Annotated in this window: 21 protein-coding genes; 14 read left to right on the top strand and 7 right to left on the bottom strand. The window is 29.0% G+C overall.

What is annotated here, in order from left to right:
* Window positions 1-135: 135 nt before the first annotated feature.
* The gene (tyrS, locus tag SY27_RS02500) at window positions 136-1,344 is read left to right on the top strand and encodes a tyrosine--tRNA ligase (protein ID WP_045967103.1); all 1,209 of its coding nucleotides are present in this window, start codon (window positions 136-138) and stop codon (window positions 1,342-1,344) included.
* Between the two features lie 61 nt (window positions 1,345-1,405).
* On the opposite strand, the gene glyA is transcribed toward tyrS, so the two are convergent.
* The gene (glyA, locus tag SY27_RS02495; RefSeq protein WP_045967101.1) at window positions 1,406-2,680 is read right to left on the bottom strand and encodes a serine hydroxymethyltransferase; all 1,275 of its coding nucleotides are present in this window, start codon (window positions 2,678-2,680) and stop codon (window positions 1,406-1,408) included.
* Window positions 2,681-2,790: 110 nt separating this feature from the next.
* Here glyA and fahA point away from each other — a divergent pair, with 110 nt between their 5' ends.
* From fahA to SY27_RS02475, 4 genes are all read left to right on the top strand, one after another.
* Window positions 2,791-4,077: a fumarylacetoacetase gene (gene fahA / locus SY27_RS02490; protein WP_045967099.1), complete on the top strand. Its 1,287-nt coding sequence runs from the start codon at window positions 2,791-2,793 to the stop codon at window positions 4,075-4,077.
* 167 nt (window positions 4,078-4,244) lie between these two features.
* Window positions 4,245-5,423, top strand: coding sequence for a hypothetical protein (locus SY27_RS02485; RefSeq protein ID WP_045967098.1), 1,179 nt, complete (start codon window positions 4,245-4,247; stop codon window positions 5,421-5,423).
* Window positions 5,424-5,562: 139 nt separating this feature from the next.
* A complete protein-coding gene (locus SY27_RS02480; protein WP_045967097.1) occupies window positions 5,563-6,423 on the top strand; it encodes a hypothetical protein in 861 nt (286 codons plus the stop codon).
* Window positions 6,424-6,430: 7 nt separating this feature from the next.
* A complete protein-coding gene (locus SY27_RS02475) occupies window positions 6,431-7,903 on the top strand; it encodes an N-acetylmuramoyl-L-alanine amidase (RefSeq protein WP_045967096.1) in 1,473 nt (490 codons plus the stop codon).
* A gap of 40 nt (window positions 7,904-7,943) precedes the next feature.
* Here the strand turns inward: SY27_RS02475 and ytxJ are convergent, their stop codons facing one another.
* Together ytxJ and SY27_RS02465 are read right to left on the bottom strand one after the other, a co-directional pair.
* Window positions 7,944-8,339, bottom strand: a complete 396-nt coding sequence (ytxJ, locus tag SY27_RS02470; RefSeq protein ID WP_045967088.1) for a bacillithiol system redox-active protein YtxJ — start codon at window positions 8,337-8,339, stop codon at window positions 7,944-7,946.
* 93 nt (window positions 8,340-8,432) lie between these two features.
* On the bottom strand, window positions 8,433-9,353 hold the full coding sequence (locus SY27_RS02465) for an archaemetzincin (protein WP_052705090.1): 921 nt from the start codon (window positions 9,351-9,353) through the stop codon (window positions 8,433-8,435).
* Window positions 9,354-9,570: 217 nt separating this feature from the next.
* Here SY27_RS02465 and clpB point away from each other — a divergent pair, with 217 nt between their 5' ends.
* Window positions 9,571-12,162, top strand: coding sequence for an ATP-dependent chaperone ClpB (gene clpB, locus SY27_RS02460; RefSeq protein ID WP_045967086.1), 2,592 nt, complete (start codon window positions 9,571-9,573; stop codon window positions 12,160-12,162).
* Window positions 12,163-12,331: 169 nt separating this feature from the next.
* On the opposite strand, the gene SY27_RS02455 is transcribed toward clpB, so the two are convergent.
* Window positions 12,332-12,646, bottom strand: coding sequence for an HPF/RaiA family ribosome-associated protein (locus tag SY27_RS02455; RefSeq protein WP_045967084.1), 315 nt, complete (start codon window positions 12,644-12,646; stop codon window positions 12,332-12,334).
* Window positions 12,647-12,837: 191 nt separating this feature from the next.
* Between SY27_RS02455 and SY27_RS02450 the strand changes: the two genes are divergently transcribed.
* From SY27_RS02450 to SY27_RS02435, 4 genes are all read left to right on the top strand, one after another.
* Entirely contained in the window at window positions 12,838-13,416 is a 579-nt protein-coding gene (locus tag SY27_RS02450; protein WP_045967082.1) for a DJ-1/PfpI family protein, read from the top strand.
* Window positions 13,417-13,680: 264 nt separating this feature from the next.
* Window positions 13,681-14,172, top strand: coding sequence for a T9SS type A sorting domain-containing protein (locus SY27_RS02445; RefSeq protein WP_045967080.1), 492 nt, complete (start codon window positions 13,681-13,683; stop codon window positions 14,170-14,172).
* Between the two features lie 4 nt (window positions 14,173-14,176).
* Window positions 14,177-15,520 carry a hypothetical protein gene (locus SY27_RS18970; protein ID WP_052705088.1) on the top strand — a complete coding sequence of 448 codons (1,344 nt, stop codon included), beginning with the start codon at window positions 14,177-14,179 and terminating at the stop codon, window positions 15,518-15,520.
* A 485-nt stretch (window positions 15,521-16,005) separates the two neighbouring features.
* Window positions 16,006-16,794, top strand: coding sequence for a hypothetical protein (locus SY27_RS02435; RefSeq protein ID WP_045967060.1), 789 nt, complete (start codon window positions 16,006-16,008; stop codon window positions 16,792-16,794).
* 130 nt (window positions 16,795-16,924) lie between these two features.
* Here SY27_RS02435 and rho read toward each other — a convergent pair whose 3' ends face one another.
* The gene (gene rho, locus SY27_RS02430) at window positions 16,925-18,649 is read right to left on the bottom strand and encodes a transcription termination factor Rho (RefSeq protein WP_045967053.1); all 1,725 of its coding nucleotides are present in this window, start codon (window positions 18,647-18,649) and stop codon (window positions 16,925-16,927) included.
* 188 nt (window positions 18,650-18,837) lie between these two features.
* Here rho and SY27_RS02425 point away from each other — a divergent pair, with 188 nt between their 5' ends.
* Complete coding sequence (locus tag SY27_RS02425) at window positions 18,838-19,251, top strand: DUF4293 domain-containing protein (RefSeq protein WP_045967051.1); 414 nt, start codon at window positions 18,838-18,840, stop codon at window positions 19,249-19,251.
* A 90-nt stretch (window positions 19,252-19,341) separates the two neighbouring features.
* On the opposite strand, the gene SY27_RS02420 is transcribed toward SY27_RS02425, so the two are convergent.
* Both SY27_RS02420 and SY27_RS02415 read right to left on the bottom strand, forming a co-directional pair.
* Window positions 19,342-21,729, bottom strand: coding sequence for a tetratricopeptide repeat protein (locus SY27_RS02420; RefSeq protein ID WP_045967049.1), 2,388 nt, complete (start codon window positions 21,727-21,729; stop codon window positions 19,342-19,344).
* 116 nt (window positions 21,730-21,845) lie between these two features.
* A complete protein-coding gene (locus SY27_RS02415) occupies window positions 21,846-22,340 on the bottom strand; it encodes a metallophosphoesterase (protein WP_045967047.1) in 495 nt (164 codons plus the stop codon).
* Window positions 22,341-22,475: 135 nt separating this feature from the next.
* On the opposite strand from SY27_RS02415, the gene truA reads away from it, so the two are divergent.
* From truA to SY27_RS02400, 3 genes are read left to right on the top strand one after another with little or no spacing between them, the layout of a single operon-like run.
* Window positions 22,476-23,210: a tRNA pseudouridine(38-40) synthase TruA gene (gene truA / locus SY27_RS02410; RefSeq protein WP_045967046.1), complete on the top strand. Its 735-nt coding sequence runs from the start codon at window positions 22,476-22,478 to the stop codon at window positions 23,208-23,210.
* A 59-nt stretch (window positions 23,211-23,269) separates the two neighbouring features.
* Window positions 23,270-25,021 carry an ABC transporter ATP-binding protein gene (locus tag SY27_RS02405; RefSeq protein WP_045967045.1) on the top strand — a complete coding sequence of 584 codons (1,752 nt, stop codon included), beginning with the start codon at window positions 23,270-23,272 and terminating at the stop codon, window positions 25,019-25,021.
* A gap of 9 nt (window positions 25,022-25,030) precedes the next feature.
* Complete coding sequence (locus tag SY27_RS02400; protein ID WP_045967044.1) at window positions 25,031-26,875, top strand: hypothetical protein; 1,845 nt, start codon at window positions 25,031-25,033, stop codon at window positions 26,873-26,875.
* Window positions 26,876-26,970 lie beyond the last annotated feature (95 nt).

Here is a 26,970-nt window from a genome sequence, read left to right as displayed (position 1 = left end):
TTCAGTACCTATTATTGCTCAATAATGGGCATAAATGTATATGTATATAAGACTAAACAACATTGTTGATATAAAATTAATACACTATAAACTTAAAGCCCGAACATAACGTTCGGGCTTTTTTATTTAAAAAAAATGGAAATACTAGAATTACTAAAAGAAAATGTAGAAATTATATTACCTGAAAACGGATTAGAACAAAAACTACAAGAAGCCAAAAATGAAAATCGAAAATTAAAAATCAAATTAGGTTTTGACCCTACTGCTCCTGATTTACATTTAGGACATGCTGTTGTGCTTAAAAAAATGAGACAATTTCAAGATCATGGGCATCAAATTATAATCTTAGTTGGTAGTTTTACTGCTAGGATTGGAGATCCAACAGGAAAAAATAAAAGCCGAAAACCATTAAGTATAGAAGAAGTACAACAAAATGCTGAAACTTATATAAAACAACTCTCCAAAATTATAGACATAAATAAAGCAAAAATCGTTTTCAATTCCGATTGGTTAGATTGTTTACCGTTTTCGGAAGTTTTACAACTTATGTCTAAAATAACGCTAGCTCAACTCATGCAACGCAAGGATTTTAACAAACGCTTTACCGAAAACACACCTATTGCAATGCATGAACTCATTTACCCTATTCTACAAGGCTTTGATTCTGTTCAATTAAAATGCGACATTGAAATGGGAGGAACTGATCAATTATTTAACTGTGCAATGGGAAGACAATTACAAGAAGCACATGAAATGGCACCACAAACTGTAATGTGTATGCCTCTTTTAAGAGGAACTGATGGCGTTGAAAAAATGAGTAAGTCTTTAAATAACACTATCGGACTAACCGACGAGCCTAACAATATGTTTGGAAAAACCATGTCAATACCTGATAGTTTAATAATGGAGTTTTTAAATTTAACAACCCATTTCTCAGAAGATGAAAAACGACAAATAAGTCTACAATTGACAAATGGAGAAAATCCAATGAATATTAAAAAGATAATTGCAAAAAATATTATAACACAATATCATAGTGAAAAAGCAGCAATAGAGGCAGAAGCTTTTTTTACAAATCAATTTCAAAATAAAAAATTTGAAGATAAAAACTTTAAACAAATTTCAATAAGTACTTTAAACTTACAGACAAAAGCAATAACAACAGTAGAATTATGCAAAATTTTCAAAAATGATTTATCCAATTCTGCAATTAGACGACTTATAGAAAGCGGAGCAGTTCAAATTAATAATGAAAAAATAAAAGAACCCTACAAAGCAATTGAAGTAGTAAAAAATTTAAAAATAAAAATCGGCAAACTCGATTTCTACGAACTACAAGAATAGTTAAACATAAAAAACTCCTGATTTCTCAGGAGTTTTTTATAATTATATTGTTTCTTTTCAATTAAAAAACAAACATAGCTCTTTCACCCATTAAATCATTTACTTCTTCAGCAACTTGTTCTAAGACTGCTTCATCAGTATGATTCATGATTACTTTATCAATTAAAGCTACAATAACTTCCATATCGTTTTCGTCTAAACCACGAGTAGTAATTGCTGATGTACCTACACGAATTCCTGATGTTACAAATGGTGATTTATCATCAAAAGGAACCATGTTTTTGTTTACTGTTATTTCAGCTTTTACTAATGCATTTTCAGCTTCTTTTCCAGTAATATTTTTATTTCTTAGGTCAATCAACATCATATGATTATCTGTTCCTCCAGAAATAATTTTATATCCTCTACTCACAAATGCAGCAGCCATAGCCTGTGCATTTTTTCTAACTTGCATAGTGTATCTGAAAAACTCATCTGTTAAAGCTTCTCCAAAGGCAACAGCTTTAGCCGCAATGATATGCATTAAAGGACCTCCTTGATTTCCAGGAAAAACAGACATATCTAAAATATGAGACATCATTCTAGTTTCACCTTTAGGTGTTTTTAAACCCCATGGATTTTCAAAATCTTTACCCATCATAATCATTCCACCTCTAGGACCTCTTAATGTTTTATGAGTAGTAGTAGTAACAATATGACAATGAGGAATTGGATCATTTAATAATCCTTTTGCGATTAATCCTGCTGGATGAGAAATATCTGCTAATAATAAAGCCCCTACACTATCTGCAATTTCACGAAAACGTTTAAAATCCATATCTCTAGAATAAGCAGAAGCTCCCGCAATAATCATTTTTGGTTTTTCAGCTAATGCAATTTCTTGAATTTTATCGTAATTTAATAATCCTGTTTCTTCTTCTACTCCATAAAATGAAGGAGAATATAACTTACCTGAAAAATTAACTGGTGAACCATGAGTTAAATGACCACCATGTGATAAATCAAAACCTAATATTTTGTCACCTGGTTGCAAACAAGCTGCAAACACTGCTGTATTTGCCTGAGAACCCGAATGCGGTTGAACATTTACATATTCAGCCCCAAATAATGCTTTTGCTCTATCTATTGCTATTTGTTCTACAATATCTACTACTTCACATCCTCCATAATAACGCTTACCTGGATATCCTTCAGCATATTTATTTGTTAATACAGAACCCGCAGCTTCCATCACTTGGTCACTTACAAAGTTCTCTGAGGCAATTAGTTCAATTCCGTGAATTTGCCTGTCTTGCTCGTCAAGAATCAGGTCAAAAATTTGTTCGTCGCGTTGCATTTCTTAGTAATTCGTTAAAATTTATTCAAATTTACAAAAAAGGTTTGTTAAATAACCAGTAAAGTTTATATTTGGTATATAATTTTTCAACAACAAATTAACATTATATTATGCCAAATATAGCAAACGATCCGAAGAGAAAATCATGGATAAATGTCCCTGAAAACAGTGACTTCCCTATTCAAAATATTCCCTTTGGTGTTTTCATTACTAAAGAAGATGTAATTACCATAGGAACTAGAATAGGTAACTCTGCAATAGACATGGGGGCATTACAACAATTAGGATATTTTGAAGGAATTGAGCTTACAGATGATATGTTCATGCAAGATACTCTTAATGACTTTATCTCTGATGGTAAAAAAACATGGCGATTAGTACGAAACCGATTAGCACATATTTTTGATGCTGAAAATCCTAAACTTCGTGATAATAAAAAACATTGCGATATTATTATTTTCGACATGAAAGATGTAGAAATGTTATTACCTGTTCAAATAGGTGACTATACTGATTTTTATAGCTCTAAAGAACATGCTACAAACGTAGGTAAAATGTTTCGCGATCCAGATAATGCATTATTACCAAACTGGCTTCATATTCCTGTAGGATATCACGGTAGAAGTTCAACTATTGTTCCTAGTGGAGTTGCAGTAAGAAGACCTAACGGACAAACATTACCTGCTGGTGAAACACAACCTGTTTTTGGACCATCAAAATTAGTCGATTTTGAACTTGAAACAGCGTTTATAACTACTGACGCAAACTTAATGGGTGAAGCAATTCCTATAGGTGAAGCAGAAGATTATATTTTTGGAATGGTTCTTTTTAATGACTGGAGTGCTCGTGACATTCAAAAATGGGAATATGTTCCATTAGGACCATTTTTAGCTAAAAACTTTGCCTCATCAATTTCTCCATGGATTGTAACAATGGATGCTTTAGAACCTTTTAGAACTAAAGGTCCAGAGCAAAATCCAGAGCCATTAGCTTATTTACAACAAAGTGGCGATCATGCTTTTGATATTAATTTACAAGTAGCGATTCAGCCAGAAAATGCAGAAGAAACTGTGGTTTCTAATTCTAATTTTAAATATATGTATTGGTCAATGTGCCAACAGTTAACTCATCATACTGTCAATGGTTGTAGAGTGAATTCTGGTGACATGATGGGAAGTGGAACTATTTCTGGACCAACAGAAGATTCTTTTGGCTCAATGCTAGAATTAACATGGGGTGGAAAAAATCCTATAAAACTAAATGATGGTAGTGAAAGAAAATTTATTAACGATAATGACACTGTAATCATTAGAGGATATTGCCAAAATTCTGACATAAGAATTGGGTTTGGTGAATGTTCTAGTAAACTACTTCCTGCTGTAGATTTAAAATTTTAAAATAATAATTAAAATTCATAAAAAACTCCAAAAAATATTTTTTGGAGTTTTTTTTAGATCAAATAAAACTGGCATCTTTTTTGTCTTGCTAAAAAAAACAAAAAGATATAACAGAGAGCCGCCTTTCTACTTCTAAAAAATTTTATCTTTGCCAAAATAATTTATTTATGAAAAAAATTACTTTTATTCTTCTATTTTTATTAATCATTAGTTGTGGTGTAAAACAAACACAATCTATGCTTAGTAATGGAAACTACGACGGTGCAATTGAAAATGCAGTAGATGCATTACGTACAAACAAAACAGCCAAAGGAAAACAAGACTATGTTTATCTTTTAGAAGAATCATTTGCTAAAGCTAAAGAACGTGATCAATCTTCTTTAAACTTATTAATTAAAGAAAATAATCCTGCAAATTATGAACGTATTTACAATTTGTATAGTAAAATGAGATCGCGTCAGGAAAGAATTAAACCATTACTCCCTCTTCCTTTATTAAAAGAAGGTAGAAATGCTATTTTTCCTATGGATGATTATTCTGATGAAATTATTAGCAGTAAAAATAATTTATCTGGTTTTTTATACATAAATGCAAAAAAATTAATGACTTCTCAAAACAAAATGGATTTTCGCCAAGCTTTTGATGATTTACGTTATTTAGATGAATTAAATCCTAATTATAAAGACGTGAGAGCTTTAATGGATCAAGCTCAATTAAAAGGAACCGATTTTGTTCATGTATATACAAAAAATGAAACAAATATGGTTATCCCTACTCGTTTACAAGATGATTTACTAGATTTTAGTACGTATGGAATAAATGATAAATGGACTGTGTATCATAACAATCGTCAAAAAAACATTAACTATGACTATGGGATGATTGTTAACTTTAGAGGTATTGTTATTTCTCCTGAACAGGTTCGTGAAAAACAATTCATTAAAGAAAAGCAAATTAAAGATGGAACAAAAACACTTTTAGATTCGAATGGAAATGTAGTGAAAGATAGTATTGGAAACGCAATTAAAGTAGACAACTTTAAAACAATTAAAGTTAATATTTACGAATTTACACAATTCAAATCATGCCAAGTAACAGCTAAAATAGATTATGTAGATTTTAGAACCAATCAATTAATTAATGCTTTTCCTATTACTAGTGAATTTATTTTTGATTACATCTATGCTAATTATAATGGTGACAAACGTGCTTGTGAAGCTGATTATTACCAATATTTTGAAAGACGAGCTGTTCCTTTTCCTAGTAATGAACAGATGATATATGATACAGGGGAAGATTTAAAAATTAAACTAAAAGGAATTATAACAAATAATAGATTTAGATAGTAATATTATCTATATAATAGTTAAAACACATTGCCAAAACAATGTGTTTTTTTGTTTTTAATGTTTATTTTACAAAATAATTAACATTTTTTTTAAATAATATATTACATTTACCTTGTATAATATAAAACAAATAAACATGAAAAAAAGACTATTTTACTATTTTCTGTTTGCTTTTAGTATTACTATAAGCAATGCTCAAGAATTAAAAAATCTTGAAAGAATCAATTTAGAAGGTTATTTTACAAATCCTGTAGTATCACCAAATGGGAAATTTGTATTACTAACCAATGAACATTTTAACGGTGTGTTTTTATTAAATTTAAGCACGCAAGAAGTCAATAAAATTTCTGAAAAACAAGGTAGTGGTTACGGCTATTCATGGGATAGAAATAGCGAATCATTCTATTTTAAACAAAAAAACAAGGATGAATTCTATTCTAATTCAAAAACGTATAGCTATACTATAAACAATAAAGAAATTACTGAACTTCCTGAGATTAATCATAATTATTTACCTTCCTTTAATGGTTTCTACAAAGAGAATGAATCTCAAATCGTTGTTTATACAAATTTAGAAACATTAAAAATTCATGCTAGGGATTTAATTTCTCAAAAAGATTGGGTTGTAACTAATGATGAGGGACAATTTTACAATGCACTATTATCTCATGATTCAAAAAAAGTAGCAGTACACAACGGTGCAGATATATATGTATATGATATATATGGGAAAGAAGAAAGTATAAAAATAGGAACTGGAATTGCCACATCATGGTCTCCAAACGATAACTATTTAATTGGCTTTTTAGACCAAAGCTCTGATGGTCACACTATAGATAATTCTGAAATTTATATATTCAGTCCAGCAAAATATAGTCCAAAGAAACTTACTAATACAGAAGTTTTTTCAGAAATGTTTCCTTCATTTATAGAAAATGATAGAATACTTTTCTCTGATGATAAAACAGGCCGAATATATTCATTTAACATAAAATAAGACGATTATGAAAAATCTATATACACTACTTACCATATTATTGTTTTCATTTTGCATAAATGCACAAATAATAGTAATAGATCCAGGTCATGGATATGGCTCTTCTACAAGTAACAATCCAGATGGAAGAACTGCAACAGAAATAGAAACTGCATTAGCAGTAGGTTTAAAAACGAAAACATTAATACAAAATAACTGTTCTGCTTTAACTGTAAATATGACTAGAACAACAAACATAAATGGTTGGACTTCAGTTACACAAAGAGCGCAAATGTCAAACAACTGGAATGCAGATAGACTTATTAGTATTCATTGTAATGCTGGTGGCGGAACTGGTACTGAAACTTTCTATTGTACTTATGATGATACTAGCACTACTCCAGATATCAATTTTTCTAAAAAAATTCAAGCAGATATGGTTACTAATGGTTCTTTTAATAACAGACGTTGTGTAGAAGATAATTCTTATTTATCTTACCATTTAGGCGTTTTACGTTATTCATCAGCAACAGCTTGTTTAAACGAAATAGGGTTTGTAGACCACTCCACAGATGCTGCAAAGTTAAATAGTAATACTTGGAGAGATAAATTTGCATTATCTTACTTCAATTCATTAAAATCTAACCTAAATATTACTTGTAGCGCTTCTTCTGCTCCTGGTAGTTTTTCATTAACTGCAACACCAGAATGTGTTAACAATTCTAGTAGAATTAATTTAACATGGACATCATCTGCTAATGCAACTTCTTACGATATATATAGAAATGGTTCTCTATATGCTAGTAACATAGCAGGAACTTCTTTCTTAAATACATACGTAACTTCTGGAACTACATATACTTATTATATTAAAGCTAAAAATGCATCTGGTTCTATAAATAATTCAAATGGAACACTAACTAGAACTGCTGCTTGTACTCCAGGATCATTTACTTTAACAGCTTCAGCAACATGCAGTGGATCAACAAGTGCAATTAACTTAACATGGACTACTTCTGCAAATGCAACTTCTTATGATATTTATAGAAACGGAAATCTATATGCTAGTAATGTAACAGGAAATTCATTTTTAAATACATATTTAATTAATGCAGGATCAGTTTATACCTATTATATTAAGGCTAAAAATAGTTCTGGAACATTAAATAACTCAAACGGAAGCAGATCTGTAACAGCAACTAGTTGTGCTGCAAAAGCGAGTAATGAGAATGATGAACAGTTAGAATTTAATGGTGAAATTTCACTTTATCCAAATCCTGCAATAAATGAAATTACATTTGAAATTAATAATGTTCAAAGTAAAAACGTTACTTTAGATATTTTTGACATTTCTGGAAAACGTATTAAAAACATGAAATTAAATTCAGATAATGACTTAATCCAACAACAACTTAATATTTCTGAATTTGCTAGTGGTATTTACTTTATCAATTTCACTATTGATAATAAAGAATACTTAAAGAAATTCGTTAAACAATAATTAAAAATTAAAAACGCTTTCAAATTTGAAAGCGTTTTTTTTATACAAATTGTTTTAAATCTTCAACAGCAATGCCTTCATGTGAAGCATTATAAACTGCCTTTCCTTCTTTTACAACTAAAATTTGAGGAGATTGATGCATTATTCCATAACGATTTGTTATTTCATTAGAAATATCTCTATGATTTAATAAATCCAGTAAATACCAGTCTAATTCCGAATCACTAAAATTAAATCCATTATCAAATTGTCTCAAAACAGTTCTACTGATAATACATCTTGTGCTATGTTTAAAAAGCACTACAGGTTTATCTTTTGAAATAGCATCAATTTCATCTAATTGCGACTGACTGTCTAAAGTGTAAAACTTAGCCTCTTCCCTATTTTCTTTATCCTCATTTGAACTTCCACCAAATATATTTTTTAAAAAACTCATAATTATCTTTTTATTTTTACAAAGTTACTAAAATACAAAAGCTTTAAAATTAGCTTTTTTACATATTTACATAACAAAAATTCCTTAAAAAGGTTATTTATTAATAAGCATAATATCTCTTTGTTTACTTAAAATAGATGCGTCTTCATTTAAATGATGCTTCTCCATAAAAGAAATTAATTTATTTAATCTAGCCACATTATCAAAATTCAAATTCCATGATAATTTTGACAAACATTCAGTACAAAGTGCATTTGGTCTAGAATCAGATTCTCTTAAATTATTTGAACCATTCATCAAGCAAATAGCGTAAGTACAATGTTTAATTGTAAACATATGACTTATCTCATGAACCGATGTTTTTATAATACGCATTAAACATTTGGAATAATTTGTTTCATCTATTGATCCATCTGAGTATCTAAAAATAGAAGAAACACCAGTTCTCTTTTTATAGCTAGCCAATCCAAAAACAAAATTCCATGATGGTCTAGGATACAAATCTTTTGCAGTAATTCCCATAATAACAATTCCATCTTTTGGTGTTTTTTTAGGTAATATACTATTAATAATATATGATGCATTTAACTGATTATTACCATTATGAAACCTTTGCTGAGTTTTAGGTATACTATTTTCTGAAATAGAAGGAAGTTGAACCGTTTTTAAATTAAAAAAAAGTTCAATGTATTCTGTGTTCCAATTTATTATTTTTTGTTCCCAAGGAGTAAAAGTACCTATAGGTTGAATATAAATGATATTTATATCTTTAAAAGGGGAAACAGGATTTGATTTTATATAATCACTATAAGATTGTTCTTTTTCATGATTATTATATAACCATTCACCTGGTTTGGGCTGTTCAAGTTTTATATTCAAATCTGTTAGTAACTCATAATTAGGCAATTTTAAATCCCCTTTCTCTAATTTTATGTGTTCAATTATAGTTTCAGTTTCTTTCACTTTCTCATTACAAGAAAATAAAATTAAGAAAAATAAAAATATTGGTTTCATAATATTGAATATTGGTTCAGTCAAAATAGCAAAAAATAAGCCAATATGACTTGTTTTTGATGTTTAAAAAGATAAAAATAGCAAAAAATACGTCATTTTGACATAAAAAATGAATTGGAACGTAAATTGACTAAATACATTTGAAATTAATAATAATACAAACTTTACAAATATAAAGAATAGACTAAATCAATCTACATAAAATAAATAAGACAATATGAACTTTAATAATTTTACAATAAAATCACAAGAGGCCATACAACAAGCGCAACAAATTGCTCAAAGTTATGGTCATCAACAAATAGAAAATGAACATATTTTTAAAGGAATACTAGAAGTCGATGAAAATGTGACACCATTCCTTCTAAAAAAACTCAATGTAAATGTTGAGTTGTTCAAAAAAGTTTTAGATAGCACTTTACAAAGTTTTTCTAAAGTTTCAGGAACAGATATTATGCTTTCTAGAGAAGCAAGTTTAGCTTTAAATGAAGCTTCAATCATTGCTAAAAAAAGAAATGATGAATTTGTATCCATTGAACACCTTGTATTAGCTATTTTTAAATCGAAAAGTAAAGTTGCACAAATTTTAAAAGATCAAGGTGTAACAGAAAAAGGATTAGATAGTGCTATTACAGAACTTCGAAAAGGAGAGCGAGTAACATCAGCTTCAGCCGAAGAAACCTATAATGCATTAAACAAATATGCTAAAAACCTTTGCGAATTAGCTAAAAATGGTAAACTAGATCCCGTTATTGGTCGTGATGAAGAAATCCGAAGAGTATTACAAATTTTAACAAGAAGAACAAAAAACAATCCAATGTTGATTGGTGAACCTGGAGTTGGTAAAACAGCTATTGCAGAAGGTTTAGCACATCGTATTGTAGATGGTGATGTTCCAGAAAACTTAAAAGACAAAATCATCTACTCTTTAGATATGGGAGCATTAATTGCTGGAGCTAAATACAAAGGTGAATTTGAAGAGCGTTTAAAATCAGTCGTAAAAGAAGTAACTTCAGCAGAAGGAGACATCGTTCTTTTTATTGATGAAATCCATACACTTGTTGGTGCAGGTGGTGGAGAAGGCGCAATGGATGCAGCAAACATTTTAAAGCCAGCATTAGCCCGCGGAGAATTAAGAGCTATCGGTGCAACTACTTTAGATGAATACCAAAAATATTTTGAAAAAGACAAAGCATTAGAACGTCGTTTTCAAAAAGTTAATGTTGACGAACCTGACACTGAAAGTGCAATTTCAATTTTACGTGGAATAAAGGAAAAATATGAAACACATCATAAAGTTCGTATTAAAGATGATGCCATCATTGCCGCAGTAGAACTTTCTCAACGTTATATTACAAATCGTTTTCTTCCAGATAAAGCAATTGATTTAATGGATGAAGCCGCTTCAAAATTGCGTATGGAAATTAATTCAAAACCCGAAGAATTAGATGTTTTGGATCGAAAAATTATGCAATTGGAAATTGAAATTGAAGCTATAAAACGTGAAAATGATGAAACAAAGCTAAAAGCACTTGGTTTAGAGTTAGCAAACTTAAAAGAAGAACGAAATGAAATCTATGCAAAATGGAAATCAGAAAAAGATGTAGTAGATAGCATTCAATCTATTAAACAAGAAATTGAAGATTATAAAGGAGAAGCTGAGCGAGCTGAACGAGATGGTGATTATGGAAAAGTAGCTGAAATTAGATATGGAAAAATCAAACAATCTCAAGAGAAATTAGATGCTTTACAAATTCAGTTACAAGAAAATCAATCTGGAACTTCTTTAATAAAAGAAGAAGTAACAAATGAAGATATTGCTGAAGTTGTAGCAAAATGGACTGGAATTCCGGTTACTAAAATGCTACAAAGCGATCGTGAAAAACTCTTAAAATTAGAAGATGAATTACACAAAAGAGTTGTAGGACAAGAAGAAGCTATTGAAGCAATTTCTGATGCTGTTCGTAGAAGTCGTGCTGGCTTACAAGACATAAAAAAACCATTAGGATCTTTCTTGTTTTTAGGAACAACTGGTGTTGGTAAAACCGAATTAGCAAAAGCATTAGCAGAATATCTTTTTGATGATGAAAATGCCATAACACGTATTGATATGAGTGAATATCAAGAACGCCATAGCGTAAGCAGATTAGTTGGAGCTCCTCCTGGATATGTAGGATATGATGAAGGTGGACAATTAACGGAAGCTGTAAGAAGAAGACCATATTCAGTAGTTTTATTAGATGAAATTGAAAAAGCGCATCCAGATACTTTTAATATTTTGTTACAAGTACTAGATGAAGGTCGTCTTACAGATAATAAAGGACGTTTAGCTGATTTTAAAAATACAATTATCATAATGACTTCAAACATGGGTAGTCATATTATACAAGAAAAATTTGAAAATTTAAAAGGAAGTATAGATGCTGCAACTGAAGCTGCTAAAATTGAAGTTTTAGGATTATTAAAACAAACAGTTCGACCAGAGTTCATAAATCGTATTGATGAAATTGTAATGTTTACACCGTTAACACAAGATAATATTCGTCAAATTGTACAATTACAATTAAAAGGATTAACTAAAATGTTAGCGCATCAACATATTACAATGGATGCAACACCTGAAGCTATTGATTATTTAGCTACAAAAGGATATGATGCAGAATTTGGAGCAAGACCTGTAAAAAGAGTTATTCAAAGAGAGGTTTTAAATCAATTATCTAAAGAAATACTTTCTGGTACAATTAGTAATGATAGTATTATTTTATTAGACAGTTTTGATGGAAAATTAGTTTTTAGAAATCAATCTTAAAAAAAGAAACAGTAAACATATAATATAGTTGGTTAGTTGGTTAAAAAACACCTTGCATTTGTGAAAAAATGTTGGGTGTTTTTGCTTTTTCAGTCTATTATAAAACACAATCAAATAAAAAAACCCAATCATTTAAATGATTGGGTTTAACTGTAAAGAGTATCACTTATTAAGCTTCTCGCATTTTTTCATAGGTTGTTCCCATAACTTTTTTAACTTTTTCAAGTGCTCCAAAAAATGCTTTCTCAATAGTATCGGCAAAATCCGTAACAGCTAAGGGTTGTTTTTTAGCTATTCTAACTTCAATTAAACACCTTTTGTCATTTTTACCAAATTTTTCACTATTCTCATCTCCAAAATGAACTTCTATTCTAGTTATTTTATCATCAAAACGAGATAATTCATTTTTTAATTCCGAAGTATAGAAATTAACTAATCGCTCGTTTCCTTCAATGTTTTTGTCCGTGTTTATTTGAATCTGCATACTTATATTTTTATTGATTTGTATAAAGTTACTGACAATAAAAATCTCTACAAAAAATTTAGCATAAGTTTAGGAAAACTATCTTATTTTAAAAATATTTGGAAACTTAGAGAACAGAATCCTAAACAAAATAGACTACATATAGAAAGAATTCTTTTTATATTTGAAGAAAAACATCTAACTAAATTTATATGAAGAGAAACGTTGGAATATTAATTTTTAACGAAGCAGAAGTTTTAGATTTTGCAGGACCATTTGAAGTTTTTTCTGTTACTTCAGAACTAAATAATTATAAACTATTCAATGTTTTCACTATAGCGAAAGAACTTAAACCTATTTCAGCAGTAAACGGTCTATCAATTAATCCAAAGTTTGACTTTAATAACTGTCCTCCTATTGATATTTTAATTATTTCAGGAGGAATTGGAACTGTTGAACAAATGAAAGATCATGAAATTTTAAATTGGATTAAAAAAATTCATGAAAACACAGAATTTACATTAAGTATATGTTCTGGATCACGATTACTTGGAGCATTAGGTGTTTTAGATAATCAACCATACTGCACACATAAAGACGTTTATAAGCACATGAGTGAAATTGTAACAAATGGTTTTCCACAAAAATCAAAGCGATTTGTTTCATCTAATAAAGTATATACTTCTGGTGGAATATCTGCTGGAATTGATTTATCATTTCATATAGTAGAAAAATTACATGGTAAAGAGATAGCAAAGAAAACAGCCGAATATATGGAATATTCCATATAAATTATTCATTACATATCAATCCTCATTAACTTGAGGATTTTTTTTTATATGATAAAAACAGGTATTTATACCTATTTCCTTTTTTCTTTTTATAAGTATTTTTGTATTAGATATAATAAAAACAGAATAAAAGCTAAAAAATAAATATTTTTAATTAATTTTAACATAAATATTTAATTTAAACCTATTATTTAACATAATACTTAAATTACTTAACCTACTAATTTTTGTCAATTATATTAATGTAATTAAAAAAATGATACTATGGTAAAAAACAAAAAAACACTACTATTAACAATTACATGCTGTACATTCAGTATATTAAATTGTTTAGCGCAAGAATCCCCTACCTCGGCTGGCGGAAACTTAACAGGCTCTAACGGCTCTGTTTCCTACTCAGTAGGACAAGTCGTATACCTTACTCAAACTGGATCAAATGGAAGTATTTCTCAAGGTGTTCAACAACCTTACGAAATTTCAGAAGTTTTAGGTACTGAAAATTTTACAAACTTAATACAAGATGTAAAAATATATCCAAACCCAACAGCCCATAACCTTACATTAAATTTAATTAATGACAACAATTTAGCTTTACACTTCCAAATAATAGATTTAAATGGTAAAGTATATAAAAGTGAAAAAATTACGAGCAATGAAACAAATATATCTGTTTCTTCACTACCATCATCAATCTATTTTCTAAAAATCCTAAACCAAAATCAAGAAATAAAAACATATAAAATAATTAAAAAATAATCCCATGAAAAAATTATACTCTTTTTTAGCAATTATTGCATTTTCATTAAATATATTTAGTCAAGCTCCAGAAAAAATGAGCTATCAAGCAGTAGTAAGAGATGCTAGTGATGCTTTAATCGTTTCAACTACTGTAGGAATGCAAATAAGCATTTTAGAAGGATCTTCTACAGGAACACCTGTTTATGTTGAAACTCAAACACCAACCACAAATACAAACGGTCTTATTAGCATTGAAATAGGAAATGGAACAGTAGTATCTGGTGATTTCACAACTATTGATTGGTCTACGGGTTCTTATTTTATTAAAACTGAAACAGATCCAACTGGTGGAACTTCTTATACTATAACTGGAGAAAGTCAATTACTAAGTGTGCCTTATGCATTATTTTCAAAAAACTCAGGTGGAGTTGCAGGTGCAGAATGGACTACTAATGGTAACAATATTAATAATACAAATACTGGAAGTGTTGTAGTAGGTCCAAATGTAAATAATTCAAACTTAAATTTTTATGTAACCAATACAGGATCACCAAAAATGGCTATTGGTAACATGAACAATTTTAACAATGTAAACTCTGGAGAACTACATTTTGCAGAAGACACTAATTATTCTTCTTCTGAATGTGGTATCAAACTTCAACACAATGGAGCCTTAAACAACCTTTATATAATAGGAGGATGTCCAACTTCAGATACAATTGCAAGATTCGGTAGAGAAGGAAATACTAATTTAAGACAATTGAGATTAGGAACTAATTACAATATGAACACTGGAGTTCAGCTTTCTGTAGATGGAAATTCAGATTTTACAGGAGATGTAAATATTATTGGAAATTTAAATGTTACAGGTAATATAGCAAAAGGCGGTGGTACATTTAAAATTGATCATCCATTAGATCCTAAAAACCAATATTTAATCCACAGTTTTGTAGAATCACCTGAAATGATGAATATTTACTCTGGAAATGCTACAACTGATAACAATGGATACGTTACTGTAACTTTACCTAAGTATTTTGAAGCAGCAAATAAAGACTTTAGATATCAATTAACTAGTATAGGTTCTTTCTCACAAGCAATTATTAAAGAAAAAATTTCAGGAAACAAATTTGTAATACAAACTAGTACTCCAAATGTTGAAGTAAGCTGGCAAATAACAGCAGTAAGAGCTGATAAATTTGCAAATGAAAATAGAATCATTCCTGAAAAAGAAAAAGAATTTAAAGGTACATACTTACATCCTGAATTATATGGTGCTAGTGAAGAGCAATCAGAAAATTTCGTAAGAAATCAAAAAGCTATTAAAGAAGCTACAACTCAAACCAACAATGCAGATGGTCAATAACAAATAATTACTTTTTTAATTATGAAAACACTTAATATTTGTAAAACAATATTAGGTGTTTTTTATTTTAATAAAGTATAAAAACAGGTATTTATACCTATAAACAAACCCAAACTAACATCTATTTTTGTCTTGATTAATTTTAAAACATAACAGATAAGTATAATACTTATTATAAAGATAATTCTGAAAATGTTCTTTTTTAAAAATTACTCGCTATTCAACCTTAAAATCACTCAGTTTAATATTGGGTGATTTTTTTTACTACATACAAAATCATATTATACACAATCATCTTATAAGTAAGGCTAAGGTAAACTTCATCTAATAGACGTTAAAAATATATCATTTTATAGTTTACTAAAATACATTTTATAGTAAACATCTTACATATTTAAAGATTTAGTAATATAAATGAAGCCTTACATTTGAAAACAAAGTAATATCTTTGAACTACAAACAAATTTAAAAACAAATAAACAAACATGAAAAAAATTATTTTATTTGCTTTAGTACTATCTATTTTTAGTATTAAAGAATCTGTAGCACAGTTAATTACTCAACAAAATTTAGACTATGCTATACAATCAACAGAAAATGTACAAGAAGAAGTTTCAATAGTTAATGAAGCGGTTAATCAATTAGGAAAAGAGTTAACAATATTAGGAAATCCAAATGCTACGGCATTTGCAACCAAAGTAAATTACCATGTAAATATGGTGCAAGATTTCGTAGATGAAATAAACAATTACATCGCTATTGCTAGTAATAATTCCACAGTTCCTTTTTCTGCTTTAGAAATTACGCCTTTAGTTAATTCTTTATTAAGTTTTAATGATGAATTATTGGTTTTAACTAATAATATGTCAACAGCAATTAATAATGGAAATACAAATACTGCAATTAACTTATTAGCTGATTTTAGAACAACCTTAAACGCCCAAAACAATACTGCTACAAATATTATTAATCAAATTGAAGCGATAAAACAAGCGATAAAACCTTTCAATGTTTGCATTCAAGCTGTCGACAATAATGGAAATCCAACAACATATACGGCTGGGTTTTACTGCCACAATACTACAACTGGAGAATATTTGTATCCAGATAATCAAGAGGGTACTTGTTTTACTTCTTTAGAACCAGGAAACTATACATTTGATTCTTATGATGATTATTTTTGTGGCACTTCTTCAAAAAATATAACACTTTCAAGAAGTTTAGAAAACGAAAATGGAATAATAGTGGTAAACTTAGTTGTTTGGTGCGAATAAATTACAATGTCAATCAACGAGGTTCAGAGATAACAGGTTTGTTATCTCTGTTTTTTTAAAAGCATATATAACAAAAAAGTTGTGATTATAAAATCACAACTTTTTTGTTATATAGTAAATCTGTTTTTAACTATTCATTCATTGAAATTAAAAACTCTTCGTTATTACGAGTAGTTTTAATTCTTTTCTCAATAAACTCCATAGCTTCAATAGGATTCATATCTGCTAAATATTTACGTAATATCCACATTCTTTGAATAGCATTATCATCTAATAGTAAATCATCTCTACGTGTACTAGACGAAACAAGATCAATTGCTGGGAAAATACGTTTATTAGAAATTCTTCTGTCTAATTGTAACTCCATATTACCTGTTCCTTTGAATTCTTCAAAGATAACTTCATCCATTTTAGAACCAGTATCTGTAAGTGCAGTTGCAATAATACTTAAAGAACCTCCATTTTCTACATTACGAGCAGCTCCAAAGAAACGTTTGGGTTTTTGCAAAGCTCCTGCATCAACTCCACCACTCAACACTTTTCCTGAAGCAGGTTGTACCGTATTATAAGCTCTTGCTAAACGAGTAATTGAATCTAAAAGAATTACAACATCATGTCCACATTCTACTAAACGCTTTGCTTTTTCTAAAACGATATTAGCAATTTTCACATGCTCTTGTGGTTCTCTATCAAAAGTAGAGGCTACAACTTCTGCTTTAACGCTACGTTGCATATCTGTAACTTCCTCTGGTCTTTCATCAATTAGCAAAACAATCATATATACTTCTGGATGATTAGCTGCAATTGCATTTGCTACATCTTTTAGCAACATTGTTTTACCTGTTTTAGGTTGGGCAACAATCATTCCACGTTGTCCTTTTCCTATTGGAGAAAACAAATCAATAATACGAGTAGACAATGTACTTCCTTTTTCTGCTAGTCTAAATTTTTCTTTAGGAAAAACAGGCGTTAAGTGTTCAAATGATACTCTATCACGAACAACTTGAGGATCATGACCATTTATCTTTAAGACTCTAACTAATGGGAAATATTTTTCTCCTTCTTTTGGAGGACGTACTACTCCTTTTACTGTATCTCCTGTTTTTAATCCAAATAATCTTATTTGAGAAGTTGATAAATAAATATCATCTGGTGAAGCTAAGTAATTATAATCTGATGAACGAAGAAAACCATAACCATCTGGCATCATTTCTAAAACACCTTCACTTTCAATAATTCCATCAAATTCATAATCTGGTTCTCTAAAGTTTGCTTTAGGATTTGAATTTCCATTATTACCATTTGGCTTTTTATATGCAGGATGATTTGGATTATTCTGATTTGCTTTATGATTTACATTTTTTTGAGGTAAATTTTGTTTAGCAGATGGTGTTTCTGGAGTGCTTTGTTTTGTTGCTTCTGATAATACTTCTTTGGGATTATCTTTCTTTTCTACAACCTCTTTAGAAACTTCTTCTTTAGCAATAGGAGCTTGCTTCTCTTTAACTACTTTAGCAGGAGCCTGTTTAACAGGTTTATTTGGAATTGGTTTAGCTATTGGTTTTACAGGAATTTCTTTTTCTTCTGAGAAAAGAGTTTCTTCTTTAACTGGCTGAACTTTCTTCTCTACTTTAGTAGTTGAAACCCTAGTTCTTTTAGGCTTTGTATCGGCTTCTACTTCCTTTTTAAAGCTATCTTCAGCCTTAATTGTATCAGGGTTAGCCGCTTGAACATCTAAAATTTGATAAATAAGGTCTTCTTTTTTTAGTGTTCTATATTTTTTAACTTTTGCAACTTTTGCAATTTCTTGTAAGTCAGAGAGTTTCATCTCTTTTAATACTTCAATATCAAACATGGATATATAATGAATAAATTATTTTTGATAGGTTAACAAAAAAATAATGAGATTTTTTTTGAGATTATACAAATCGTAGAATGAAGTACTTACGCTTGTACTATGCAATAATACGAATAAAATTGAATAAAACAATAGTTTTTTAAAAAAAGAAAAACTATTTTTGCTTTGTTAATAAGTAAGAATAAATGATTCAAAGAATTCAAACTTTATATTTGATTATTAGTATTGCAATGACAGCAATACTCCCTTTCTTTTTCCCTTTGTGGAAAGAAGCAGGAAATGAAGTTGCTGTATACTTTACTTCGTCTGTATCATATATGGTTTTATTTGGATCAATATCATTGTTAACCCTAATTAGTATATTTAGTTATAAAAAAAGACAAACACAATTTGTTTTAAACAGGTTGTCAATAATATTAAACTTTATTTTACTAGGATTTTTTGTGTATCGAACACTAAGCTTATCTGGAGAAACGGAAGTTTCAGAGAAAGGTATTGGGATTGTACTTCCTGCCATTTCTATCGTTTTACTTGTTCTGGCAAACAGAGCAATTAAAAAGGACGAAGATCTCGTAAAATCTGTGGATCGATTGCGATAAACCTAACATCTTAGTTTATTAGTGCGTTAAAAATCCGAATCTTAATTGATTCGGATTTTTATTTTTATACTTATAGTTATTTCAATATACTTAAATAAAATTGTATCGTTCTTGTATTGCTTTTCTTTCTTCAATAGTAAGTCTATTTTTATAAGTAGAAAATTTATTCTTAAAGATAAAAAGAACATCTTCAATATAACCATAGTCTTCTATTAGTTCTAATAGTTTGATTAATCCATCATAATAGCTTTCATTTTCAATTAAAGCCAAAGCATAATTTCTTTTTACATAAGGATCATTTGGAATTATTGCCAATGCTTTTTCAAATGCCTTTTTCATAGAAGCGACTTTTTTTAAATTAGCATAGCAATTACCCAAAGTCGCATAAACAGTAACATCATTCTCATTAATCTTTGCACACTGTTCAAGTATCTTTATTGCTTTAATGACATTCTTACTATATAATGAAATTCCTTTATTTAACATTTCAATATAATTTGTATCTTTTTTAAAATGATATACACATTGTTTGAACGTTTCTGGTTCTTTAAGCTTTAATGGTAAGCCAAAATTTTTTAAAACATCTAAATTATTTTCTAAATCATCAAGACTAATCATATTTCTGTCTTTTTCAAGATGAGCAATTAATTCTGCTAATGATTTTATTTTATTATTTTCTAAAGCAAAAAGCAAATCAAAATAGTTTATCTTTCTACAGCCTTTAACATTCGTATTTATACCTTCAAAAGAAGTAGAAACAATCCATTTAACAGGTTTTTGTTTCAAGTTATAAATATTATTTTCTTGTTTAAGTGATATTTCAGCATCATTCAATTGTTCACTAGCTTTCTTATCAGATTGTACTGATTCATTAAAAGCGTCTTTTGTCAACAACCTGAGATAAGTCCTTTTTAACTGTATAAAAAGCGTTGTGTTTGCGTCTTCAATTATAATATCTACATCTCCTTTAACCGAATTTGCTTCTTTGTCTTCTATTACTTTTACTTTGTATCCTTTTTGTTCAAACGTATTGCCTAAATATATTTCCATTTCAGTTGCTGTACTTTTTCTTTCTGAAAAATTCCAATTTAAATGCTGAATAGCCATTTGTGTAGCAGCAAAAAACCAATCATTAGTTGCTAAAAAAAGCATGGGACAAAAGAATAAGTTACCTGTTTTTAGGAATGGTTTTGTCCAAATATTATAATTGATATTAAATCTATCAAAATCCTTCTTTTTATTTATTTCATAAGATAGACTATCAAATGAAAGAGAGGTATCTTCCTCTGAAAAACCAGTTACATCTTTAACAAGAGCTACATAAGTCTCTTTATTTATTAATAAATAGGGAAGTATTTCTATTTTATTTTTTACTGAAAGTGCTATTATTTTTAAATAATTATCAAACCAATTGGTACTGATGCTTTTAAATTGCTCAATATTATTTTCATATCGATATAATTTATGAGTTGAATAAGTACTAATACCATGAAAAATCCTATCTATGCTTATTTTTTTTCCATTATGTATATAATTAGGAATTGTTGTATCGTGCAGAAAAAGTTCAATTTTTTTCAACTTGACGGCAGCATCAAAATTCATCTCAAAATCAGATTCGGTTTTCCCTGGAATTATCAATTTATTTTGGATAATCAGATTTGAAATTGCTTCTTGCGCTTTTAATTGGTAATCAAAACTGACTTTATTATATCGTAATCCATCGAGTTTCCACTTATAATAATGTTTCGGATTTTGAACAAAGTAAAGACAATCATTTTCAATTAATGGATTAATTTCTAAATCAAAGCAATATGCTTGCAATACATCTTCATTAAATGAGATCCAATGCCTAATAGCTGTTAAAATAGAATGAATTTTGGGATCAATTATTTTATTACTTTTTATCTTTTCAAATACTAATTTGTGAAAAGTTTGACTACATTTTTCTAGCGCTATGTTCACAGGTTCTTTTGCAGAATGCCAATAGAATTCTATAAAAAAATTATAAACAGTGCCTAATTTAGTTAGATTTTGTTGAGAATTATCCGAATATCTTTCATTTTCAAGCCAAAATACAACTTCTGACAAAACATAATCTACTTCAAATTTAAATAATTCAGATGATTCTTTTGAAATAGTATTCCACAGTTTGAGCTCCTCTTTTTGAAGATTTTCCCATAACATTAAATGTTCCATGAACTTTTGTAGTAATGGAAGATTCTTAAAAAAAGTTAATCGATTAGTATCAAGAAAAACTTGGGTTGTTCTAACAGCTTTTACAAAGTTTTCAGGAAATAATTCTGATAATTTTATTTCAAGTGTTTCAGAATGTATTTTCTCTTTCGAAAAATAATCATATAACAAATCATCGAGAAGATTACTTTCAATAATGTCCTCTTTTGTGTGTTCTAATAAAAGATGAAGAGCTTCAGAATATTTTTGAGCTTTACTCTTTTGTTTTATTAAGTCTGTATTCATAGTTAAAATTTAAAATTGTCGCTATGCGAAATAGTAACTATGAAGTATGTCAAATATAGAAAAAATTTTAGAAAAATTAAACATTCATTTTTACTTTTACAAACAAAAATGAATTACTACTTCTTCCCTACTTCAATCACTTCTAAATTCTGAATTTTATCACCATCAATTTCAAAGCGCAACATTGTTCGTACTTGATGAAATCCATGTTTGCCTATTGCTCCTGGATTCATGTGTAGCAAATTCAATTTTTTATCAGGCATCACTTTTAAAATATGCGAATGTCCACAAATAAAAAGCTTTGGAGGATTTTTTCTTATTTCCTCTCTTACTTCAACATTATACTTATCTGGATAACCTCCTATATGAGTAATCCAAACATCAACTCCTTCACACATAAACCTATTATGCAAAGGAAACTCTTTCCGAGCTTCATGATTATCTATATTGCCAAAAACAGCTCGTAAAGGTTTCTCTTTTTTAATAGTATCTGTTACTATCAAATCTCCTATATCTCCTGCATGCCAAACTTCATCTGCTTGACGAACATATTTCATAATCTGATCATCTATATAACTATGGGTATCTGAAAGTAATAGTATTTTTCTCATCTAGCAAAAATAATACATTGTTTGTAATTCAATTGTACAAAATTTTATACTTTCTTAACAAAGTTTGGGATTTATAAATTGATTTTTGGAATTGGAATTTTGTAACTTTGTGGCTTTGCTAAAAATAAACCTATCTTGAGATATTTTATTGAGTTCGCGTATAATGGGAAAAATTATTTTGGGTTTCAAAAACAACCTGATGCTATTTCTATACAAGAAACACTAGACAAAGCCTTAAATCTATTATTTAAAACCACTATAGAAATTGTTGGAGCTGGCAGAACTGACAGCGGTGTTCATGCAAAACAAATGTATGCACATTTTGATTATGACAATGAAATTGATACGGCTTTTTGGATAAAAAAACTAAATTCATACTTACCAAAAGATATTGTCATTTATACTATTTTTAAGGTTCATAATGATGCTCATGCTCGTTTTGATGCCATAAGTAGAACTTATGAATATTATATACATACTTTTAAAGACGTTTTTTTACACGAAGGAAGTTGGCATTACTACAATACACTTGATGTAAATAAAATGAATGAGGCTTGTAAAATTCTATTTGAATATATAGATTTTGAATGTTTTTCAAAAGTACATACCGATGTTAATACTTTTAATTGTAAAATTTCTGAAGCTTTTTGGCAACAAAACGGACATCATTTAGTATTTACAATTACAGCAGATCGATTTCTTCGCAACATGGTTAGAGCGATTGTAGGAACAATGATAAACATAGGAATAGGAAAAGTTTCTATTACCGATTTTAAAGCAATAATTGAAAGTAAAAGCAGAAAGGAAGCTGGTTTTTCAGTTCCTGCACACGGATTATATTTAGTAAAAGTAAAATATCCATATATTTAAGCCGAAAAGCAATTAAAAAAACAGAAAAGAATAAAAAATTCAGTAGTGAAAATAAAAATATGAGTGCAATAAAGTCCAAATCATTAAAAAAAGTACTACAATATTCAAAACCATATCAAAAAAGGTTTAATTGGGTTATTGTTTGGGCTATTCTATTATCCATTTTTGCTGCAATAAGACCTTATCTATTAAAACAAACTGTTGATGATTACTTGAAAAATCATGATGCAGAAGGCTTATTATACTATATTATTTTAATGAGTCTTGTATTAATTCTTGAAGTAAGTTCACAATTCTACTTCACCTATTGGGCAAACTGGTTAGGCCAAGATATTATAAAAGACATTCGAGACAAGCTTTTTAAACATATTACCTCATTCAAAATGAAATATTTTGACACCGAGCCTGTTGGAAAACTTGTTACACGAACTGTTTCAGATATAGAATCTATTGCTAGTATCTTTAGTCAAGGACTTTTCATGATTGTAAGTGATATTTTAAAAATGATTGTGGTTCTTGGTATTATGCTATATATGAACTGGAAATTAACCCTTATCGTACTTTTGGCCATGCCAATTTTAATTTACGCTACTAATATTTTTCAAAAGAAAATGAAAGTAGCATTCAATGAAGTGCGAAATCAAATTTCCAATTTAAATACTTTTGTACAAGAACGATTAACAGGTATGAAGATTGTGCAACTTTTTAATCGTGAAACTATTGAAGCTGAAAAATTCAAAGAAATTAATCAAAAACACAATAAAGCTTGGTTAAAAAACATCTTATATAACTCCATCTTCTTCCCTATTGCTGATATTGTTTCATCATTAACACTTGGAGCTATAGTTTGGTATGGTGGATTAGATATTTTAAGTGGAAACTCTGCAACAACTTTCGGAGACTTATTTGCCTATACCATGTTAATTTCTATGTTATTCAATCCATTACGTCAAATAGCCGATAAGTTTAATGTAATGCAAATGGGGATTATTGCTGCCGAACGTGTTTTTGAAGTTTTAGAAACAGATAGTCAAATTCAAGATAAGGGAACCAAAGATGCTACTCAATTTAAAGGAAATATTTCATTTAAAGACATCCGTTTTAGCTATATAAAAGGTGAAGAAGTATTAAAAGGAGTTAATTTGAACGTTCGTTCTGGAGAAACCATTGCAATTGTAGGAAGCACAGGAGCAGGAAAATCAACAATCATTAACTTATTAAACCGATTTTATGAAATTGATTCTGGAACTATTTGTGTAGACGAAATTGATATTAAAAATTATAAATTAGATAGTTTAAGAAAACAAATAGCCATTGTTTTACAAGATGTTTTCCTTTTTGCCGATACAATTTATAACAATATTACCTTGTACAACTCTTCAATAACCAGAGAAGATGTATTAATTGCTGCTAAAAAAATAGGTGTTCACAATTTTATTATGAGTTTACCAAATGGATATGATTATAATGTAAAAGAACGCGGTGTAATGCTATCATCTGGTCAAAGACAATTAATCGCTTTTCTGAGAGCCTACGTTAGTAATCCAAGTATTCTTATATTAGACGAAGCAACCTCTTCAGTTGATAGCTATTCGGAAGAATTGATACAAATAGCAACCGAAAAAATCACAAAAGGAAGAACGTCAATAGTAATAGCGCATCGTTTAGCAACTATTATAAAAGCAGATAAAATTATTGTAATGGATAAAGGAAAAATAGTCGAATCTGGATCTCACAATGAATTATTAAAACTAGAAAACGGATATTATAAAAACCTTTATGAAGCGCAGTTTGAAACAAAAGTAATTTAAAGAACAATTATGAAGCATTGTTTTTTTATAGTTCTAATGCTCTGCACATTTCATATTTGTTCTGCGCAAACAAACGATACCATAAAAAAAAGCACACAAACAGAAAAAGATTCACTAGCACTATACAAAAAAGCACACAAAATTTCTAAAAAAGGAAAAGTAAACAAATGGGTTTACGACCTGATTTTTAAAGCTTCAGCAATCAATAAGGAATCAAAAAAAGAAACTAAAACCTCTAATAATAATATCAAACATAATATTGCCAATGGAAAAATCATTCGTAATATTTATATAGAAACATTAGACCCTTTTGGTTATTCTGTAGAGGATAGTGCTAAAAAACCTAAAAAGAAAATAGATAAAATTGGAAATAGTTTGCATTTTAAAACACGAGAACAGACTATTAAAAACCTATTGCTTTTTAAACAAAATGATATTTGCGATAGTATTTTTTTAACAGAATCAGAACGTTTAATTCGTAGCCAACGCTATGCTAGAAAAGTAATTATTTCACCAATTCCTATTGATGAAGCTAATGATTCCATTGACATTGCTGTTAGAGTTTTAGACTCATGGACGTTGATTCCATCGGGAAATATTTCTACAAATCAATGGAATGCAAAACTAACTGAAAGAAATGTTTTTGGAATAGGTCATCAAATTTCTGCTAATTACAAAAAGAAAATTGATACCAATGAGAAAGCCATAAGTACCAATTATAATATTAATAATATTAGAAGAACTTATATCTCATTAAATTTAAATTATGAAAACGATTTTAATGGAGATAGCAATCGCAGTGTTGGACTATCACGTCCCTTCTTTTCTCCTTTAACCAAAAACGCAGGTGGTATTTATTTTGAAAACAGATTAGCAACTGAATATTTTTATATTGCAGACACACTCAACACAAGCCCAGTAAAATCAGAATATCAAGAATATTGGTATGGAAGAGCTTTTAAACTAAATAAAGAAAAAACATATAAAAACAAGACAAAAAATTTAATTGCAGCATTCACTTACAATAATAAGCAATACACTCAAGAGCCTCCTACCTTTTTAGATCCCTATCACTATTTTAGCAATTCAAAAAACTTTATAGCACATATTGGTATTTCTTCACAAAGATATTATCAAGACACATTTATCTATAACTATGATATTATAGAAGATGTTCCTTATGGCTATACTTATGCACTTACATTAGGATATCAAGACAGAAACGATACTCATAATTTTTATATTGGTGCTAAAATTTCCTATGGCAAAAAATTTAATTTTGGATATTTAAGCGGCTTTTCAGAATGGGGAAGCTTTTTAAACAATGGTAACACAAATCAATTAGCTTATAAAATTGGATTCAATTATTTAAGTCCACTATGGCATATTGGTAGTTGGAAAGTACGTCAATTTATTGTACCCTATTTCATCATTGGAAATAACCGAAACCCTTCAGAAAAAGACAAACTAAATTTAGATGGAGACTATGGTTTACGAAAATTCACATCACGTATTACAGGAACAAAAAAATGGCTCTTAACACTACAAACGCAAACTTATATTCCTAAAAGCTGGATAGGATTCCGTTTTAGTCCATACATGAACCTATCGCTAGGCTCATTAACCGATAATTCAAAGTCATTTCTAAAAAGTAAAACATACTCTAAAGTAGCAATAGGCGTACTTATAAACAATGACTATTTAGTCTTTAATAGCTTCCAAATCTCTTTTGCCTACTACCCTTCTATCCCATTTGAAGGTGAAAATTTATTCAAAACAAATGCAATAGACAACACCGAAATACAAATGCCTACTTTTCAACTATCAAAACCAGAATATATAAAGTATGAATAATTTTAGTTCGGTATATTACATACTTAACAAACAAATATCAAACTTCTGTTAGCAGTTAACTTAAAACAAAATAAAAAATTCTAAAAAATTTCCTT

The organism is Flavobacterium sp. 316 (assembly GCF_000967805.1).
In the GTDB taxonomy this organism is placed as follows: Bacteria; Bacteroidota; Bacteroidia; order Flavobacteriales; family Flavobacteriaceae; genus Flavobacterium; species Flavobacterium sediminilitoris.
Note: the sequence above shows the minus strand (reverse complement) of the source record. Positions and strands in the feature narration are given on the sequence as shown.

Coding starts and splice junctions, on each gene's coding strand:
- tyrS (WP_045967103.1), top strand. CDS start 136: ATGGAAATACTAGAATTACTAAAAGAAAATGTAGAAATTATATTACCT.
- glyA (WP_045967101.1), bottom strand. CDS start 2,680: ATGCAACGCGACGAACAAATTTTTGACCTGATTCTTGACGAGCAAGAC.
- fahA (WP_045967099.1), top strand. CDS start 2,791: ATGCCAAATATAGCAAACGATCCGAAGAGAAAATCATGGATAAATGTC.
- SY27_RS02485 (WP_045967098.1), top strand. CDS start 4,245: ATGAAAAAAATTACTTTTATTCTTCTATTTTTATTAATCATTAGTTGT.
- SY27_RS02480 (WP_045967097.1), top strand. CDS start 5,563: ATGAAAAAAAGACTATTTTACTATTTTCTGTTTGCTTTTAGTATTACT.
- SY27_RS02475 (WP_045967096.1), top strand. CDS start 6,431: ATGAAAAATCTATATACACTACTTACCATATTATTGTTTTCATTTTGC.
- ytxJ (WP_045967088.1), bottom strand. CDS start 8,339: ATGAGTTTTTTAAAAAATATATTTGGTGGAAGTTCAAATGAGGATAAA.
- SY27_RS02465 (WP_052705090.1), bottom strand. CDS start 9,353: ATGAAACCAATATTTTTATTTTTCTTAATTTTATTTTCTTGTAATGAG.
- clpB (WP_045967086.1), top strand. CDS start 9,571: ATGAACTTTAATAATTTTACAATAAAATCACAAGAGGCCATACAACAA.
- SY27_RS02455 (WP_045967084.1), bottom strand. CDS start 12,646: ATGCAGATTCAAATAAACACGGACAAAAACATTGAAGGAAACGAGCGA.
- SY27_RS02450 (WP_045967082.1), top strand. CDS start 12,838: ATGAAGAGAAACGTTGGAATATTAATTTTTAACGAAGCAGAAGTTTTA.
- SY27_RS02445 (WP_045967080.1), top strand. CDS start 13,681: ATGGTAAAAAACAAAAAAACACTACTATTAACAATTACATGCTGTACA.
- SY27_RS18970 (WP_052705088.1), top strand. CDS start 14,177: ATGAAAAAATTATACTCTTTTTTAGCAATTATTGCATTTTCATTAAAT.
- SY27_RS02435 (WP_045967060.1), top strand. CDS start 16,006: ATGAAAAAAATTATTTTATTTGCTTTAGTACTATCTATTTTTAGTATT.
- rho (WP_045967053.1), bottom strand. CDS start 18,649: ATGTTTGATATTGAAGTATTAAAAGAGATGAAACTCTCTGACTTACAA.
- SY27_RS02425 (WP_045967051.1), top strand. CDS start 18,838: ATGATTCAAAGAATTCAAACTTTATATTTGATTATTAGTATTGCAATG.
- SY27_RS02420 (WP_045967049.1), bottom strand. CDS start 21,729: ATGAATACAGACTTAATAAAACAAAAGAGTAAAGCTCAAAAATATTCT.
- SY27_RS02415 (WP_045967047.1), bottom strand. CDS start 22,340: ATGAGAAAAATACTATTACTTTCAGATACCCATAGTTATATAGATGAT.
- SY27_RS02405 (WP_045967045.1), top strand. CDS start 23,270: ATGAGTGCAATAAAGTCCAAATCATTAAAAAAAGTACTACAATATTCA.
- SY27_RS02400 (WP_045967044.1), top strand. CDS start 25,031: ATGAAGCATTGTTTTTTTATAGTTCTAATGCTCTGCACATTTCATATT.